Below are 17837 nucleotides of genomic sequence, written 5' to 3' on the forward strand. Positions count from 1 at the left end.
TTGTAGTGGAAGGCATCTTTGATACAGAAGAACGGGAAAAGAAGCAGTAAATGGAAAACCTGCAATACAGTAAATTTGCAGTTAGGCTTCTTGGTGAGACCTATCTGCTTTTCATGAATATGCAAAGAACGCATAATGCCGACAATGCGGATTATAGCCCTGTGACTGTCATTTTGTTGGAAAAATTCTTGCAGCTCTGAAAAAATTGATGTATCTTTGCGCATAGCTAAAGGTATTTGGTACTTTGTTTATTGACATTACAAAGATACTAATTTTCCGCGACTTACGGAAACCTTTAGCTATTTTTATTCACCCTATTTTGACCTTTTTATTCACTTGCGAAAGTTGAGGTTAAAAATCAAACCGCCACGTTGCATCCAAGGATGTTTTTGTTTGTCCGTGAAAATCCGTGTCGTCCGTTGCCATTTCCCCATACTTTTTTGCGGCGCGTACTCCCAAGTGGGTATGCGCTTTTTTCTGCTAACAAACCTTTCAAACGGGGCTGTAATGAAAAAAAGAGTTAAGAAAATGCAGATTTTATTCAAAAAGTTTGGTGTGTTCGAACACAATGCGTACCTTTGCAGCGTCAAAAGGTTAATAGATTGTTTAGGTTAGTAGTATTAGATTAGGTTTTTAGTTATTAGGTAAAGATTGTTTCATAGATTGGTTTTAGTTCTAAGGTAAAAGATTGTAATTGTAAAAGGATAACACACACGAAGATTTACAGGCATTGCACCGTGACGGTGCGAGCCTTCAAATCGGACGGAATTTCCATCCGATTTTTTTTGTGCCCGTTTTGCTGAAGCAAAATGGAGAACAGAAAATAGATAATGGATAATTGTAGCAGCCATTCTCCATTCTCCATTACAAAAATATCCCTCCAGCGGCCAAGGCCGCTGGAGGGATATTTTTGTGGAGCTGGCGGGATTCGAACCCGCGTCCGCACAAGGGGACCATACGCTTTCTACATGCTTATTCCGGCCTTTGATTTTCGTGCGACAGCAAGACCCGGACCACCAACTGCCGCCTTATCCCCTCAAAATTCACCAGCCGTGCGGGGCCGCGGCGGGCTATTTCCGATTTACCTGCACCGCTTGACCTTCGGATTCGGAACAACATCCTCGGAGCGATGTCTCGTCGCGTCACCTGGTGACGCGATAAAGCCAGTAACCTACTGTACTTCAGTTAGGCAGCGAGAGCGTAATTGTTTTCGCCAATTAATTTTTGTTCACTCAGATTCAAGAGCTAGCCAACGAGGCTCTGCATGCTTACATACCATCTCATCTTGCCGTCAAGTCCATACAACCCCATGACAAAAGAGATACAACGCATGTATCAGTGTGCAAAGATACTGTCTTTTCGTGAGATAGCCAAATTTTTTGTCGGATTTTTTACTTCTTCCTTTGTCACGTCATAAAATCTTCGTAACTTTGCACCCTCAACAGGGCGGTTGTCCAAGTACTGCCCCGAAATATTCATTCAAAACAAAAATAAAAGAAACGATATGGCATATCTCTTTTCTTCTGAGTCAGTCTCAGAGGGCCATCCCGATAAAGTCTCCGACCAGATTTCCGACGCCCTCCTCGACCAGTTTCTGGCCTACGACGGCAAGGCCCGCTGCGCCATCGAGACCTTCTGTACCACAGGACAGGTGGTGATCATGGGTGAGGTGCGTTCCGACGCCTATATCGACCTGCAGACGATTGCCCGCGACACCATCAAGAAGATCGGCTATACGAAGGCCGAATACCAGTTTGATGGTGACAGCTGTGGCATCCTCACGGCCATCCACGAGCAGAGTGACGATATCAACCGCGGTGTCGACAATGGTGATGACGACAACCAGGGTGCCGGCGACCAGGGCATGATGTTCGGTTACGCCACCAACGAGACGGAGAACTACATGCCCGTAAGCCTCGACCTCGCCCAGCTCATCATGCGCACGCTTGCCGACATCCGCAAGGAGGGCAAGGAGATGACCTATCTCCGCCCCGATGCCAAGAGTCAGGTGACCATTGAATATAGTGACGACAATATCCCGCAGCGTATCGACACGATCGTGGTCAGTACGCAGCATGACGACTTTGTAAAGGCCGTTGGCGGCAAGAGTCAGGCCGAAGCCGACAAGGAGATGCTCGCCCGCATCCGCGAGGATGTCATCCATATCCTGATCCCACGCGTGAAAGCCCAGTGCGGCGCCAAGGTCCTCGCCCTCTTCAACGATGATATCAAATACCTCGTGAACCCCACAGGTAAATTCGTCATCGGCGGTCCCCACGGCGATACCGGTCTGACGGGTCGCAAGATCATCGTCGACACCTACGGCGGCAAGGGCGCCCATGGCGGTGGTGCTTTCTCGGGCAAGGACTCTTCGAAGGTGGACCGCAGTGCCGCCTATGCCGCCCGTTACGTGGCCAAGAACATGGTTGCCGCGGGTATTGCCGATGAGGTCCTCGTACAGCTCGCTTACGCCATCGGCGTTGCCGAGCCCGTCAGCGTCTATGTCAACACCTATGGCCGCAGTCATGTGAACATGACGGACGGTGAGATTGCCGGGAAGATCAAGCAGCTTTTCGACTTCCGTCCGAAAGCTATTGAGCGCCAGTTGAAACTCCGTCAGCCGATGTATCTCGAGACAGCTGCCTACGGACACATGGGACGGAAGAACGAGGTCGTCAAGAAGACCTTCACCTCCCGTTACCACAAGACGAAAACCCTTGATGTAGAGCTCTTCACCTGGGAAAAGCTTGACCAGGTAGACCGTCTGCGTGAGGCTTTTAATCTTTAAGTAATGATAAACGATTCCATATCGACGACAACGATCAGAGAGGAGGGGCAGAAAGTATCACATTCTGCCCCTTCGTCTCGTCAGGGCCATCAGCTCACGCCTCACGAAGTCCTCAGCTGGCTCCCCGCCAATGCCACGCCGGAGCAGCAGGACTCGATGATCCAGGCACATATCAAGCCGGCGCCCGTCAACTGGAGCCAGTGCCCCGACACGCTCCATCTGCCGGGTCAGGGTAAGGGAGAGAGTATCTACAACATCTCCCTGCCCAAATACTATAAGGAAAGTTTCTTCTCCAACGACAGCCTCTTCCACCCCGAACTGCCGGGAGGACGTCAGGGAGTCGCCGGTGACCCAATACCTTATACCGTTGCCTCCGACAACCTCCTCACAGGACTGCTCATCGCCTGTTTCTGCTTCGCCCTCATCGCCTTCGCCAACTCCCGCAACTTCATCATGCGGCAGATCCACAACTTCTTCCGCACATCGCAGATTGGTGCCACGACAGAGATCACGGAGACGTTCACGGAGGTACGATTCCAGTTCTTCCTCGTCCTGCAGACCTGTCTGATGATGGCGCTGACCTATTTCTTCTGGTCACAGACGGTGTTCGGCGACACCTATACCATCAGCACCTACAGCGTCATCGGACTCTATACCCTCGCCATGGCCGGATATTTCCTCCTCAAGGGGGGCATCTATGCCCTCGTCGACTGGGTGTTCTTCGAACCGAAGAAGAATATGGAGTGGGACCGCTCCTTTCTCTTCCTCACCGCCATGGAGGGCGTTTGCCTTTTCCCGATGATCATGCTTCTGGCTTATTTTGATCTCAGCATCTCCGCAGCCGTCATCTATACCTCTGCAGTGGTCATTCTGTTCAAAATACTGGCCTTTTACAAGACTTACATGATCTTTTTCGAAAAAAGAGGGGCTTTTCTGCAAATAATTTTGTACTTTTGTGCCCTTGAAATCATGCCATTGATAACCCTATGGGGTGTTTTGATGACTATGAGCAATATTTTGAAGATAAGTTTTTAAGACGTTTATACGTATAAGTTTCAGTCAATATTAGACAAAGATGATTAAGAAGATCTTGGTATCACAGCCCAAACCGACCAGTGAGAAATCTCCCTACTATGATATGAAGGAGCAGTACGGTGTGGATTGTGTCTTCCGCCCTTTCTTCAAGGTAGAAGGTGTGAGCAGTAAGGACTTTCGCCAGCAGCACGTGAACCTGCTGGACTATACCGCCGTCGTGTTCACCTCCCGTCATGCCGTCGACAACTATTTCAAACTGGCCAAGGAGCTGCGTGTGACGATACCCGAGGACATGAAATATTTCTGTGTCATCGAGGCCATCGCCCTCTATATTCAGAAGTACGTACAGTACCGCAAGCGTAAGGTCTTTTTCGGTACTACGGGAAAGATCGACGGACTTGTCCCACTCATGGCCAAGCACAAGGCCGAGAAATATCTCGTGCCGCTGAGTGATGTCCATGATGACAAGATCAGCAAGCTCCTTGACGAGAATCATCTGCAGCACCATGAGTGCGTGATGTACCGTACCATCAGCAATGACTTCACCGACGAGGAGAAGAAAGCCTTCGATTTCGATATGCTCGTCTTCTTCAGTCCCACGGGCGTGAAAGCTTTCAAGAAGAATTTCCCGGACCTCGAGCAGGGCGATATCAAGATCGGCGCCTTTGGTCCCGCGACAGCGAAGACCGTCAAGGAGGTCGGTCTGCGTCTCGACCTTCAGGCTCCGACACCGAAATTCCCAAGTATGACAGAGGCGCTGAAGGACTTCCTCAAGGGACAACGCCGGTAGGGACAGGATTCATCATGTTCCGCGCCTAACGAAAAAACGATATGATGCACGAAGAAGGACTTAGCAAGCAGGAGCGCCTCTATCTGAAACAGTCGATAGATCTGCTCTTCTCCGCAGGCAGCAAGGGTTTTGCCGCCTGGCCTCTCCGTGGCATCTTCCGACTCACCGACCGCACGGAAGGAGAGCCGGCGGTGGAGATGCTCATCAGCGTCCCCAAGCGCTGTTTCAAGCGTGCCGTGAAGCGCAACCGCGTGAAGCGGCAGGTCCGTGACGCTTTCCGCCGCCACAAGGGCGAGCTCACCGTCCCCGAGGGGAAGAAAGGGCTCCTCGCCTTCATCTGGCTCGACAACAAGCTCCACGACTCCGCTACCGTCGAGGATCATGTGCAGACGATTTTGCAACATTTCTCACATCATCAGCCATGAGTCTGTTCCGTCGTCTCCTCCACTACCTCTCCAGGGCCGTCACATGGCTCCTGGTCCTTCCGATACTCTTCTATCAGAAGTTTATCACCCCCTACACCCCTCCCTCCTGCCGCTTCACGCCGACCTGTTCGGAGTACGCCCGGCAGGCCCTCTTGAAATACGGCCCCGTCAAAGGGCTGGCGCTGGCAATCTGGCGCATCCTCAGATGCAATCCCTGGGGCGGATCAGGGTATGACCCCGTCCCGTAAACACAACTATAACACTCATACATAAGATGGCAAAGAATTTTGTAGAAGAATTGAAATGGCGTGGTATGCTTGCTCAGATCATGCCAGGTACAGAAGAATATCTTCTGAAGAACATGACATCGGCCTACCTCGGCACGGATCCGACTGCCGACTCCCTCCACATCGGACACCTCTGCGGGATCATGATGCTCCGTCATTTCCAGCGTTGCGGCCACAAGCCCTTCCTCCTCGTCGGCGGGGCCACCGGCATGATCGGTGACCCGTCGGGAAAGAGCCAGGAGCGCAACCTCCTCGATTCCGACACCCTCTATCATAACCAGGAGGCCATCAAGAAGCAGGTCAGCAAGTTCCTCGATTTCGACGGCACGGAGCCCAACAAGGCCGAGCTCGTCAACAACTACGACTGGATGAAGGACTATGGCTTCCTCGATTTCGTCCGTGACATCGGCAAGCATATCACCGTCAACTATATGATGGCCAAGGAGAGCGTGCAGCAGCGCCTCAACGGTACGGCCCGTGACGGTCTGAGCTTCACCGAGTTCACCTATCAGCTCCTCCAGGGCTACGACTTCCTCTATCTCTACGAGCACAAGGGCGTACGCCTCCAGATGGGCGGTAACGACCAGTGGGGCAACATGACGACGGGTACGGAGCTCATCCGCCGCACCCTCGGTGCCGACGCTCAGGCTTTCTGCCTCACCTGTCCGCTGATCACGAAGGCCGACGGCAAGAAGTTCGGCAAGACGGAGAGCGGTAATGTATGGCTTGACCGCAACCGTACGACGCCCTATGCCTTCTACCAGTTCTGGCTCAATGTCAGTGATGCCGATGCCGCACGTTATATCAAGATCTTCACCGACCTCGACAAGGAGACCATCGACGGTCTCATCGCCGAGCATGAGCAGGATCCGGGCCGCCGTACGCTGCAGAAGCGCCTCGCCGCTGAGGTGACGACGCTAGTGCACAGCAAGGAGGACCTCGACATGGCCATCGCCGCCAGCAATATCCTCTTCGGCAAGGCCACGAAGGACAGTCTGAAGCAGCTCGACGAGGCTACGCTGAATGATGTCTTCAAGGACGTGCCCCACTACACCATCGGCAAGGATCAGCTCGGCCAGCCCGCCGTAGACCTCTTCTGTCAGGATGGTTGGGAGATCTTCCCGAGCAAGAGTGAGATGCGCAAGCTCGTCAAAGGCAATGGCGTCAGTCTCAACAAGGAGAAGATCACGGCCTTCGACCGCCCCGTCACTGCCGAGGATCTCATCGACGGCAAGTATCTCCTCGTCCAAAGAGGCAAGAAGAACTACTACCTCATTACTGTGAAAGATTAAAAAAGTAAAAAAGTAAAGCTACCGCAGAGGATCCATTGCGGTAGCTTTAATTTTTTACTTCTTTACTTTTTTACTTTTACAAACTCCCTTTGCGGTAGCTTTAATTTTTTACTTTTTTACTTCTTTACTTTTCTATGCTCCGTGGAACAGATATTCCTCCATGGTGCTCTTCGTCATGCGCGTCAGCAGATCGTTGGCGAGATCATCGGCAACGACGAGGGCACGGACGAGGAGCTCATCACTGAAGGCCTGGAGCATCTCCTGGGCTTTCACCGGCTGGTCCTTGCAGACCTTCAGATAGTCGGCCTCAAACTCTTTCTGACGCTGGTCATTCTCCTGCTCGAGCTTATGATAAGTCTCCTTGACGATGGGCGCAAAACGGTTGTAGTCGGTCATGGCGAGCGTCATCACCTTACGGAAGATCCAGTAGGCACTGTCGTCGCTGCAGTGGCCGTTGCCCGTCTTATACTCTTCGGGCACATCGGTGACACCCTGATAGAGGGGCAGGAAGACGCCGAGGTCAGCCATGCCGAGGGCGACATACGTGATATGTCCGATGGCGGCCGGCAGGTCCTTGCGTACCTGGATGATATGGGTCTGCGTCGTACGGAAGATAGAAACCGGACGATAAGGCTCTTTGCCGTTGTTGTGGAGATAGGGATCGTGATCGGTGCCGTCATAATGGAAGCGGAAGGCCTGACGGAGCGTCTCAAGATCGAAGGGCTTCTCGGCCTTGGCGAAGACGGGGAACGTGTTCTTCGTCACGTCGTTCTTGATCTGCGGGGAGAAGATACCCTGCAAGCCCCATACGCGCGGATAGTTATATGTTGTATCGTCCTGGGCGTCCTTACCGTCATGACTGTAGGCGGTATGGAAGTCGAACTTACCCTTCTTCGGATCATAGAGACCATTCTTCTCGGCAAACTCCACGAGGTCGGGGGCAGCGAGGAAGTTCTCCTTGTCGTTGGGATCATAGTCGCGGAAACGGCTCTGGTTGCCCGTCACGAAATACTCATCACGCGGGATACGTGTGGCGAGCCAGCGGTGGCCGCAGGCATTCTCCAGATACCAAACTTCCTTGTCATCGATGAAACCGATGCCGAAGCCCTCGGCACTGCCGTATTTCTCAATGAGACCACCGAGGCGCTCCACACCCTCACGGGCAGTATGGATATAAGGCAGTACAATATTATAGGTACAGTTCTCAGCCAGTCCGTCCTTCACATAAGGATCATATTTCAAGGCCTCCGCACTGCTGAAGATCGTCTCCGTACTCGACATACCCACACCGGCGGTGTTGAAACCGGCAGAGCCCCACTCACCGGGGAACTGATAGTCGGGGAGTCCCGTATAGCCCAGAGCCTGCTGCGGCAGCGGACAGCGGAAGGCGCTGTCCTTGGCAACGAACTCGGTAGGTCCGAAATTCGTGTCCTTGTGAAACTCATAGTTGATGGCCATCATCGCGTCGAAATCGGAGGAGCGGCAGAGAAAGCGGGAGCCGTCTGTCGTTGCCTCGTCACCGACGATGATCGTCGTACACTCAGATAAATTCTTTCTGTTGTTATTCATTAGTCTTTGCTTTTAGAACTTTTTTTCGTTTTTCTCGTACGACGGGGCTTTGCGGGCTTCTCCGCCTTTGTCGTCTCTTCCGTCACCTTGTCCTTGTCTACCTTCTTGTCAGCTTTTCCGTTATCGATGGCGAAGTCAAGCTGCTTACGCTCGAGGTTCGCCTTGGCGACCTTGATGCGGATAGGATCGCCGAGCTGGTAACGGTGATGGCGGCGGCGGCCGACGAGACAGAAGTTGCGCTCGTCGAAATCGTAGTAGTCATCATCGAGGTCACGCATCGGCACCATACCCTCACAGTGGTTCTCGTCGATCTCGGCATAGATACCGTAGCTCGTGATACCGCTGATATGGGCATCATAACTGTTGCCGACCTTATCACCCATGAACTCCACCATCTTATACTTGATGGAGTCACGCTCGGCACTCTGCGCCACGAGCTCCATGTCGGAGCAGTGCTCACAGAGCATCTCGTAGTGCTTCTCGTTGGCGCTGCGACCGCCGGCCTGGTATTTCGTCAGCAGACGGTGGACCATCGTGTCGGGATAACGGCGGATCGGTGAGGTGAAATGGGTATAATAGTCGAAGGCCAGACCGAAGTGGCCGATGTTATGTACGCTGTAGCGCGCCTTCATCATCGCACGCAGGGCCACCGTCTCAATCATCTTGCCCTCGGGCTTATTGCCGCACTCATCCATGAGCTTGTTCAGGCTGCGGGCCGTGGCACCCTTCGTAGAAGAGGAGCCGAACTTATAACCGAGTTTGACGACAAACTGCCGCAGGGTCTCAAGCTTCTGGGGATCGGGATTGTCATGGATACGGTAGGGCAGCGTCTTCGGCTTGCGGCCCTTCTTGACCTTGCCGACACTCTCGGCGACCGTCTTGTTGGCCAGGAGCATGAACTCCTCCACGAGTTTGTTGGCATCCTTCGAGCGCTTGAAATAGCAGCGTGTGGGATGGCCCTTCTCGTCGACATCGAAATGGAGCTCCTCACGGTCAAACTTCACGGAGCCGTTCTTGAAGCGCTGCTTGCGCAACTGTTTGGCGAGGCGGTCGAGGGTAATGATCTCCGTGGCATACTCGCCCTTGTAGCCGCCGGCAGGAGCGGGAGGCGCGGGCTCTCCGGTGCCGTCGACGACACCGTTGTCCTCCAGCAACTGCTGCGCCTCCTCATAACAGAAGCGGCGGTTGGAGCGGATGATGGTATGGACGATACGGAACGCTTTCACATTGGCCTGGTCATCGAGGTTGAAGATGACGCTGTAAGCCAGCTTGTCCTCATCAGGACGGAGCGAACAGACGAAATTGCAGAGGCGCTCGGGGAGCATCGGGATCGTACGGTCGACGAGATAGATGGACGTGGCCCGCTTCTGGGCCTCCTTGTCGATGATATCGCCTTCCTTCACATAATGAGACACATCGGCGATATGCACGCCGACCTCATAGAGCCCGTTGTCGAGTTTCTTGATCGACAGGGCATCATCGAAGTCCTTGGCATCCTTCGGGTCAATGGTACAGGTCCACGTATTGCGGCAGTCCTCGCGCTCGGCCTCATCAGCCTTCGTGATCTTCCCCGTGATCTTGTCGGCGGCCTCTTCCACCTTCTTCGGGTAGACATAGGGCAGACCATACTGGGCGAGGATGGTATTCATCTCCACGTCGTTGTCACCGGTCTTACCGAGGACATCGACGACCTCACCGACGAGATTCTTATGTTCGGCATCCGGCCATTGCGTGATCTTCACCACGGCCTTGTCGTCGGTCTTGCCGCCCTTCAACTTCCGCTTCGGGATGAGGATATCGGTGGCGAAGGTGTTATCGGGCGTGATGAGGAACGCCATGTCCTTGTCGACGCGCAGACGGCCGACAAACTGGTCCTTGGCATGACTGATGATCTCGATGACCTGCGCCTCACGGATATGGTGACTGCGGCGCGCCATGAGCGATGCCTTCACATGATCGCCGTTGAGGGCGAAGAGGGAGTTGCGCTCCGAACAGAACACGGGCTTGTCGCCTTCATCGGGCTTGATGGAGTTCTTGCCGTTGGTCTTGCGGATGAAGGTCCCTTCGAAGACCTGCCCCTCGGTATTGAGTTTATAACTGTTGTCGGAGACGCGCACGAGATAGTCGTCCCATGCCATCTCCTCCATGATGTCTATCGCCAGCATCTTCAGAGGATGGGTGTTGAGCTTGAGGCTGCGGAAAATCTCCTTGAAGGAGAATGTCTTGCCGGGCTGCGTGGAGAAGAACTGCTCCAACTGCTCGGTAAGCTGCTTCTTGTTCATGCGCTTTCCGCCTTTCTTTCCTTTTCCCATAGCAGTATATTTTGGTTTCTAAAAGCAAAGAAACAAAATATTTTCCACATAGCCTTATTTTTTACAATATTTTCACAAGAAATTTGCTCATCACACGGAAAACAAGTATCTTTGCAAGCGGAATTCGAATTTTACACCGTAATGAACATATTGATTACCGGCGCTTCCGGCTTCATCGGCTCCTTTATCGTCGAGGAAGCTCTGCGGAGGGGACTGGAGACGTGGGCTGCCGTGAGGCCGACGAGCTCCCGCCGCTACCTGCAGGACAAGCGCATCCATTTCATATCCCTCGACCTCTCCTCGGAGGAGCGGCTGGAGGAACAGCTGCGCGGACATCATTTCGACTATGTTGTCCATGCTGCCGGCGTGACGAAATGTCTACATGCCCAAGACTTCTTCAAGGTCAACACCGAGGGCACGAAGCATCTCGTCACGGCCCTGCTCAGACTGGGCATGCCCATGAAGCGTTTCGTCTACATGAGTTCGCTGAGCATCTTCGGGGCTATCCGTGAGCAGCAGCCTTACCAGGAGATCGAGCCTACCGACACGCCACAGCCGAACACGGCCTACGGCCGCAGCAAGCTCGCCGCCGAACAATGGCTCGACGCTACCGCCGCCGAGCTGAAGGCGAAGGGTGAGGCTGACCGGTTCCCCTACGTCATCCTCCGTCCCACGGGCGTCTACGGACCCCGGGAGAAAGACTATTTCATGATGGCGAAATCCATCAAGGAACATACCGACTTCGCTGTCGGCTTCAAGCGTCAGGACATCACCTTCGTCTATGTCACCGATGTCGTCCAGGCCGTCTTCCTCGCCCTTGACCACGGACAGACGGGCAGCCGCTATTTCCTCTCCGACGGGGAGGTATACCAGAGCAGCGCCTTCAGCGACTATATCCATGACGAGCTCGGACGGCCCTGGTGGATCAGGATCACGGCACCGCTGTGGCTGCTCCGCCTCATCACCTGGTGCGGTGAGCTGAAAGGCCAGTTGACGAAAAGCATGACGGTGCTCAACAACGACAAGTACAACATTCTCAAGCAACGCAACTGGCGCTGTGACATCCGGCCCGCCATCGACGAACTCGGCTACAAGCCGCAGGTGTTGCTCCGTGAGGGGGTCCACAAGGCCATCAGCTGGTATAAGGAGGCAGGATGGCTATGAGACGGATCCTTGATATCTTCAGAATCAACCCGCAACCGAAGAAAGGGCTCATCGCCATCGAATGGCTCACCATCGCCTACATGGCTTTCACCTTCTGCATCATGCTCTTCTGCTGGACGAAGGTGGTGAACCCGCGGGCAATGATCATGGGTCGCCTGAACATCCTCTTCACGACCCTCGCCCTGTGGCTCGTCTACCGCATGATCCCCTGTCGCTTCACCTATGCCATGCGCGTCATCTGTTCCCTGCTGGCCCTCGCCTGGTGGTATTCGGACACGTATGAGCTGAACCGGATGTTTCCGAGTTTCGACTATCTCGTGGCCTCATGGGAACAGTCGCTCTTCGGGTTCCAGCCGGCCCTCGTCTTCGCGAAGAACTTCCCGTCGGCCATCATCAGTGAGCAGCTCGACTGCGGATACTTCATGTATTACCCGCTGATCGTCTTCACCGTGGCCGTCTACATGATCTTCCGGCATGAGGAGTTCCACCGCGTGGGATTCATCATCCTCGCGGGGTTCTTCCTCTATTATGTCGTGTTCATTTTCTTCCCCGTCGTAGGTCCCACCTATTATTATGATGCCATAGGAACGGACCAGATCGCACAGGGAATCTTCCCCGACCTCGGCAACTATTTCAACAGTCACAACGACTGCCTGGACATGCCGGGATGGAAAGACGGACTCTTCTACCACCTCGTGGAAGATGCCAAGGCAGCGGGAGAACGGCCCACGGCAGCCTTCCCGAGCAGCCACGTGAGCATCAGCACCCTCTGCATGCTCCTCCTGCTCCGTCTGCATAACAAGCGTGTCGTTCTCGTGGCGCTGCCTTTCTACCTCTGTCTCTGCCTGGCGACAGTATATATCCAGGCCCATTATGCCATTGACGCCATTGCCGGTTTCCTTACCGCCATTCCCGTCTACGGCATCCTTTTATTAACAACGAAAAAGATCAAAACGCATGACTAAGAAATTATACATCGAGACTTACGGCTGCCAGATGAATGTCGCCGACAGTGAGGTCGTGGCCTCCGTGATGAAGATGGCCGGTTACGACATCTGCGACAACGAGGATGACGCCGACGCTGTCTTCCTCAACACCTGCAGCGTTCGTGAGAACGCGGAGAACAAGATCTACCACCGTCTCGACACCCTCCACGCCGAACAGAAGAAGGGCCGCAAGCTCATCCTCGGTGTCCTCGGCTGTATGGCTGAGCGCGTAAAGGACGACCTCATCCAAAATCATTATGCCAATCTCGTCTGTGGCCCCGACGCTTATCTCGACCTGCCGGAGATGATCGCGCAGTGTGAGCTCGGCCATAACGCCGTCAACACCGAACTGTCGACGACGGAGACCTACCGCAATGTCGTGCCGCAGCGCATCGGCGGCAGCCATGTCAGCGGCTTCGTATCGATCATGCGTGGTTGCAACAATTTCTGCCATTACTGCATCGTGCCCTATACCCGCGGCCGTGAGCGCTCGCGTGACGTGGAGAGTATTCTCAAGGAAGTACAGGACCTCCACGACAGAGGCTATAAGGAGGTCACGCTCCTCGGACAGAATGTCAACAGCTACGGTCTGCTGCCCAACGGTCAGCGGCCGGAGAACGGCACGTCCTTCGCCGAGCTCCTCCGTAAGGTCGCCCGCCTCGTGCCCGACATGCGCGTTCGCTTCACCACCTCGAACCCCGAGGATATGAGTGAGGACATCCTTCACGCCATCGCCGAGGAGCCCAATCTCTGCAACCATATCCATTTCCCCGCGCAGAGCGGCAGCGACAAGATCCTGAAGCTCATGAACCGCAAGTATACGCGCGAGCAGTATCTCGCCAAGGTCGACGCCATCCGCCGCATCATCCCCGGCTGCGGACTGACGACGGATATCTTCGTGGGCTATCACGATGAGACGGAGGAGGATCACCAGCAGACCCTCGACCTCGTCCGCACGGTGGGCTACGACAGCGCTTTCATGTTCAAATACAGTGAGCGCCCCGGCACCTATGCCGCCAAGCACCTCCCCGACAATGTCCCCGAGGACGTGAAGATCCGCCGCCTCAACGAGCTCATCCATCTGCAGACGGCCATCAGCGCAGAAGTGAACAAGAAGGATGAGGGCAAGGAGTTTGTCATCCTCATCGAGGGCTTCAGCAAGCGTTCCCGTCAGCAGCTCATGGGCCGTACGGAACAGAACAAGGCCGTGGTCATCGACAAGGGCAACCACCACATCGGTGACTTTGTAAAGGTAAGAATCACGGGGTCCACGTCAGCAACATTATTCGGTGAAGAGGTATGAAAGAATTTTTAAAGGTTTTACGGCGCTTTGTACCACCCTACAAGAAGTATCTGGTACTGTCCATCATCTTCAATATCCTGTCGGCATTCCTGAATATCTTCTCGTTTGCCGCCCTGATACCGATCCTGCAGATCCTTTTTCAGGTAGACGGCGGTCTGCGGGCCACGGTGCTCGAGCCGTGGTCGCTGAGCAAGGAAGTGCTGCAGAACAATATGTCGTATTACGTCCAGGAGATGATCATCGAAACGAGTGCCACGACGACACTCCTCGTCATCGGTCTCTTCCTGGCCTTTATGACCTTTCTGAAGACGGGTGCCTATTTCCTTTCTTCCGCGTTCATCATCCCCATCCGCACGGGTGTCGTCCGCGATATCCGCAACCAACTGTATAAGAAGATCACGTCGCTGTCGCTGAGTTTCTTCAGTGAGGAGCGCAAAGGCGATATCATCGCCCGCATGAGCGGCGATGTCGGTGAGGTGGAGAACAGCATCATGTCGAGTCTCGACATGCTCTTCAAGAATCCCATCCTCATCATGATCTATTTCGGTACCCTTCTTCTGATCTCCTGGCAGCTGACGCTCTTCACCATCCTCTTCGTGCCGATATTCGGTTCTCTCATGGGGCGCATCGGCAGGATGCTGAAAGCCTCGAGCCTCGACGCGCAGAAGTTGTGGAGCGACACGATGAGTCAGGTGGAGGAGACGCTCGGCGGCCTGCGCATCATCAAGGCCTTCTGCGCTGAGGAGAAGATGAACGACCGCTTCGACAAGACGAACAGCGGCTACCGTAACCTCATCATGAAGGTGAATATCCGTCAGCAGATGGCACACCCGATGAGTGAGTTCCTCGGTACGATCATGATCATCGTCGTACTCTGGGTCGGTGGTATCCTCGTGCTCAACTACTCCGCCCTCGACGGTCCGATCTTCATCTACTATCTCGTGATGCTCTACAGTATCATCAACCCGTTGAAGGAATTCTCCAAGGCCAGCTACAACATCCCCAAGGGCCTCGCCTCCATGGAGCGCATCGACAAGATCCTGAAGGCGGAGATCGAGATTCAGGAGAAGCCGAATCCCGTACATGTCTCCTCTTTCGAGCATCAGATCGAGTTCCGTCATGTCTCCTTCGCCTATACCGACGAGAAGGAAGGCGAGCTGAAATACGTGCTGCGTGACATCAACCTAGTCATTCCGAAAGGAAAGACGGTGGCACTGGTAGGCCAGAGCGGCAGTGGCAAGTCGACGCTCGTCGACCTCATTCCCCGCTATTATGACGTGCAGGAGGGTGAGGTGCTCATCGACGGTGTCAATGTCAAGGACCTCGGCATCCATGACCTCCGCTCCCTCATCGGCAATGTCAACCAAGAGGCTATCCTCTTCAACGACACCTTTTATAATAACATCACGTTCGGCAACGACAAGGCCACGAAGGAGGATGTCATCCGCGCCGCGAAGATCGCCAATGCCTACGACTTCATCATGGCGACGGAGAAAGGCTTCGACACGAATATCGGCGACCGTGGCGGCCGCCTCTCCGGTGGTCAGCGCCAGCGCGTGAGCATCGCCCGTGCCATCCTGAAGAATCCGCCGATCCTCATCCTCGACGAGGCGACATCGGCCCTCGATACGGAGAGTGAGCGCCTCGTGCAGGACGCCCTGGAGAAACTCATGAAGACGCGCACCACCGTCGCCGTGGCCCACCGTCTCTCCACCATCAAGAATGCCGACGAGATCTGTGTCCTCCATGAGGGCTGCATCGTCGAGCGTGGCACCCATGACGAGCTCGTGAAGCTCAACGGCGTCTACAAGCGCCTGCACGACATGCAGGAAATATAATTCATCGATCCCATTGTAGGTGGCCGTCCTATTGCGGCCACGCAAGGAAGATGGGGATAAACAATAGAATATTAGAAACTGTGGTATATTATTTCTTTTATCTCATCAGTCTGCTGCCGTTGCGGTTGCTGTATCTGCTCGCCGACATTGAATGTTTCTTTGTCAAGGACGTGATCAGATACCGGCGGGGCATCGTGCGCCGTAACCTCGTCTCCTCCTTCCCCGAGAAGGACCTCCGGGAGATCAAGGTCATTGAGAAAAGATTCTACCATTGGTTCTGCGACTATTTCTTCGAGACCATCAAACTCCTCAGCATCAGCGAGGAGGAACTGCGCCGCCGCTTCACCATCGTCAACAACGACCTTGTCGCGGACAGTCTGACGAAAGGACAGAATGTCGCCGCCATCCTCGGACATTACTGCAACTGGGAGTGGCTCTCCTGCGTAGGTATTGAACTCCCCGACAACTGTGTGACGGGAATGATCTATCACCCGTTGCGCAACAAGGCTTTCGATGATCTCTTCCGCCGCATCCGCTCCCGTGAGCGCCATGCCGTGGCTATCCCGAAGAAGGATATCCTTCGCCATCTCATTGACTACCGCCGCCGTGGTATCCCCAACATCTTCGGTTATATCTCCGACCAGGGGCCGAAATGGGAGAATATCCATCTGTGGCTACCCTTCCTCAATCATCCCGAGACACCCGTCTTCACTGGTGGCGAGAAGATTATGCGGAAAATGCACAACAAGGTGGTCTATGTAGAGATGAGCCGTCCGCACCGCGGCTATTACACCTGTACATACCGGCTCCTCGCCGATGATGCCGCTACACTTCCCGAGAACGAGATCACGCGCCGCTTCTTCCGGCATCTTGAGGCAACCATCCGCCGTGAGCCCGCCTATTATCTCTGGACCCATAACCGCTGGAAGCGGACGAAGGAGGAGTTCGACCGCCGCTTTACCATTGTACACGGGAAAGTGGTTGAGAAAAGATAAAATGATTTCTCCTTATTTTATTACATTTGGATATATCAATTATTATTAGTACCTTTGTACCGTTAATAATAAGATATACCAATGGCAAGACCAAGATTGCACCCTTCATCATCTTCTTTCGACGAATTGAACATTTTAATGGAACCATAGAAATAATGACTAAAATTTTTCGGAGATACAGAAAATAGCTGTAACTTTGTAACAATAAAAATGTTCCTATAACCATACGGAGAGGAAAATCAATAATAGAATAAACCAATCATAAAATGAAGATTGCTCTTATCATCTCAACCTACAACTGGCCGGAAGCTCTCAAACTTTGTCTTCAGAGCGTTATGGCACAAACGCGGGTGCCCAATGAAGTGATCATTGCAGATGACGGATCAAAGTCTGCAACAAAAGAACTGATAGAATCCTTCCAGCCAAAATTTCCATGTCCGCTCAAGCATGCATGGATACCCGACGAGGGCTTCCAACTGGCTAAATCGCGTAATAATGCCATACGCAACTACTGCACAAGTGATTACATCATTTTTATAGATCAGGATATTATTCTTGACAAGAATTTCATTCGTGACCATGAGCGGATAGCCCAAAAGGGGTGTTTCGTTACCGGAGGCCGTACTAAACTGTTGAAGCCTCTTACAGACTATTTGCTACAAGGAGGCAAGAGTAACCTTAACTTCTTCAACAAAGGCATCCACAGAAAGATAAACATGCTTCATCTGCCTTTCCTGCATCCTATAACCCGCTATATGTACTGTTGGAAACCGCTCTATGGCAGAGGGGCCAATATGGCCATGTGGAAAGCAGACTTAGAACAGATCAACGGCTTTGATGAAGAGATAAAAGGATACGGCGGAGAAGATGTGGATGTCTTTAACCGTCTTGAGAACTGTGGTATCAAGAAGAAGTATGCCCAGTTCTGCGCCATTGGGCATCATCTATACCATAAGAGAGAGGATGTATTAGAAAAGAATATGCATATTGCTTTCGACCAACCTGATCGTAAGAGATGCCGCCTGGGATTAACAACATTGTCAAACATTTAGA

The 17837-nt window shown here is 53.4% G+C and carries 14 protein-coding genes, 1 other RNA gene and 1 pseudogene; 12 read left to right on the forward strand and 4 right to left on the reverse strand.

Features of this window, described 5'->3' with window-relative positions; all coding sequences use genetic code 11:
- Positions 1 to 224 (reverse strand): annotated as a pseudogene (locus tag G604_RS15565) (IS4 family transposase); the annotation flags it as partial.
- A gap of 686 nt (positions 225 to 910) precedes the next feature.
- Positions 911 to 1309: a transfer-messenger RNA gene (gene ssrA / locus G604_RS15045) on the reverse strand.
- 195 nt (positions 1310 to 1504) lie between these two features.
- Here ssrA and metK point away from each other — a divergent pair.
- Genes metK through tyrS form a run of 6 tightly spaced genes read left to right on the forward strand, consistent with a single transcriptional unit; the run spans position 1505 to position 6617 of the window.
- The gene (gene metK / locus G604_RS0109530) at positions 1505 to 2788 is read left to right on the forward strand and encodes a methionine adenosyltransferase (protein WP_028910357.1); all 1284 of its coding nucleotides are present in this window, start codon (positions 1505 to 1507) and stop codon (positions 2786 to 2788) included.
- 3 nt (positions 2789 to 2791) lie between these two features.
- Entirely contained in the window at positions 2792 to 3823 is a 1032-nt protein-coding gene (locus G604_RS0109535; RefSeq protein ID WP_028910358.1) for a DUF4271 domain-containing protein, read from the forward strand.
- A gap of 40 nt (positions 3824 to 3863) precedes the next feature.
- Positions 3864 to 4613 (forward strand): uroporphyrinogen-III synthase, encoded by a 750-nt coding sequence (locus tag G604_RS0109540; protein ID WP_028910359.1) that lies wholly within the window; start codon positions 3864 to 3866, stop codon positions 4611 to 4613.
- Between the two features lie 44 nt (positions 4614 to 4657).
- Positions 4658 to 5038 carry a ribonuclease P protein component gene (gene rnpA, locus G604_RS0109545; protein ID WP_028910360.1) on the forward strand — a complete coding sequence of 127 codons (381 nt, stop codon included), beginning with the start codon at positions 4658 to 4660 and terminating at the stop codon, positions 5036 to 5038.
- Positions 5035 to 5286, forward strand: a complete 252-nt coding sequence (gene yidD / locus G604_RS0109550) for a membrane protein insertion efficiency factor YidD (RefSeq protein ID WP_028910361.1) — start codon at positions 5035 to 5037, stop codon at positions 5284 to 5286. Before rnpA ends, yidD begins: the two co-directional genes overlap by 4 nt.
- A 26-nt stretch (positions 5287 to 5312) precedes the next feature.
- A complete protein-coding gene (gene tyrS, locus G604_RS0109555) occupies positions 5313 to 6617 on the forward strand; it encodes a tyrosine--tRNA ligase (RefSeq protein ID WP_028910362.1) in 1305 nt (434 codons plus the stop codon).
- 132 nt (positions 6618 to 6749) lie between these two features.
- On the opposite strand, the gene G604_RS0109560 is transcribed toward tyrS, so the two are convergent.
- Positions 6750 to 8186, reverse strand: coding sequence for a C69 family dipeptidase (locus G604_RS0109560; protein WP_028910363.1), 1437 nt, complete (start codon positions 8184 to 8186; stop codon positions 6750 to 6752).
- The gene (gene rnr / locus G604_RS0109565; protein ID WP_028910364.1) at positions 8186 to 10498 is read right to left on the reverse strand and encodes a ribonuclease R; all 2313 of its coding nucleotides are present in this window, start codon (positions 10496 to 10498) and stop codon (positions 8186 to 8188) included. Before rnr ends, G604_RS0109560 begins: the two co-directional genes overlap by 1 nt.
- A gap of 141 nt (positions 10499 to 10639) precedes the next feature.
- On the opposite strand from rnr, the gene G604_RS0109570 reads away from it, so the two are divergent.
- The 6 genes from G604_RS0109570 (at position 10640) to G604_RS14110 (ending at position 17836) form a co-directional block, all read left to right on the forward strand.
- Complete coding sequence (locus G604_RS0109570; protein ID WP_028910365.1) at positions 10640 to 11662, forward strand: NAD-dependent epimerase/dehydratase family protein; 1023 nt, start codon at positions 10640 to 10642, stop codon at positions 11660 to 11662.
- Positions 11659 to 12627, forward strand: a complete 969-nt coding sequence (locus G604_RS0109575; RefSeq protein WP_028910366.1) for a phosphatase PAP2 family protein — start codon at positions 11659 to 11661, stop codon at positions 12625 to 12627. The genes G604_RS0109570 and G604_RS0109575 overlap by 4 nt, the downstream gene beginning before the upstream one ends.
- Complete coding sequence (gene miaB / locus G604_RS0109580) at positions 12620 to 13951, forward strand: tRNA (N6-isopentenyl adenosine(37)-C2)-methylthiotransferase MiaB (RefSeq protein WP_028910367.1); 1332 nt, start codon at positions 12620 to 12622, stop codon at positions 13949 to 13951. The genes G604_RS0109575 and miaB overlap by 8 nt, the downstream gene beginning before the upstream one ends.
- Complete coding sequence (locus G604_RS0109585) at positions 13948 to 15789, forward strand: ABC transporter ATP-binding protein (protein WP_028910368.1); 1842 nt, start codon at positions 13948 to 13950, stop codon at positions 15787 to 15789. The genes miaB and G604_RS0109585 overlap by 4 nt, the downstream gene beginning before the upstream one ends.
- A gap of 50 nt (positions 15790 to 15839) precedes the next feature.
- Complete coding sequence (locus G604_RS0109590) at positions 15840 to 16784, forward strand: lysophospholipid acyltransferase family protein (RefSeq protein WP_036905254.1); 945 nt, start codon at positions 15840 to 15842, stop codon at positions 16782 to 16784.
- 266 nt (positions 16785 to 17050) lie between these two features.
- Complete coding sequence (locus G604_RS14110; protein WP_036905257.1) at positions 17051 to 17836, forward strand: glycosyltransferase family 2 protein; 786 nt, start codon at positions 17051 to 17053, stop codon at positions 17834 to 17836.
- The last annotated feature ends 1 nt before the right edge of the window (position 17837 follow it).

This window comes from Prevotella sp. AGR2160, assembly GCF_000424185.1.
Taxonomy (GTDB): domain Bacteria; phylum Bacteroidota; class Bacteroidia; order Bacteroidales; family Bacteroidaceae; genus Prevotella.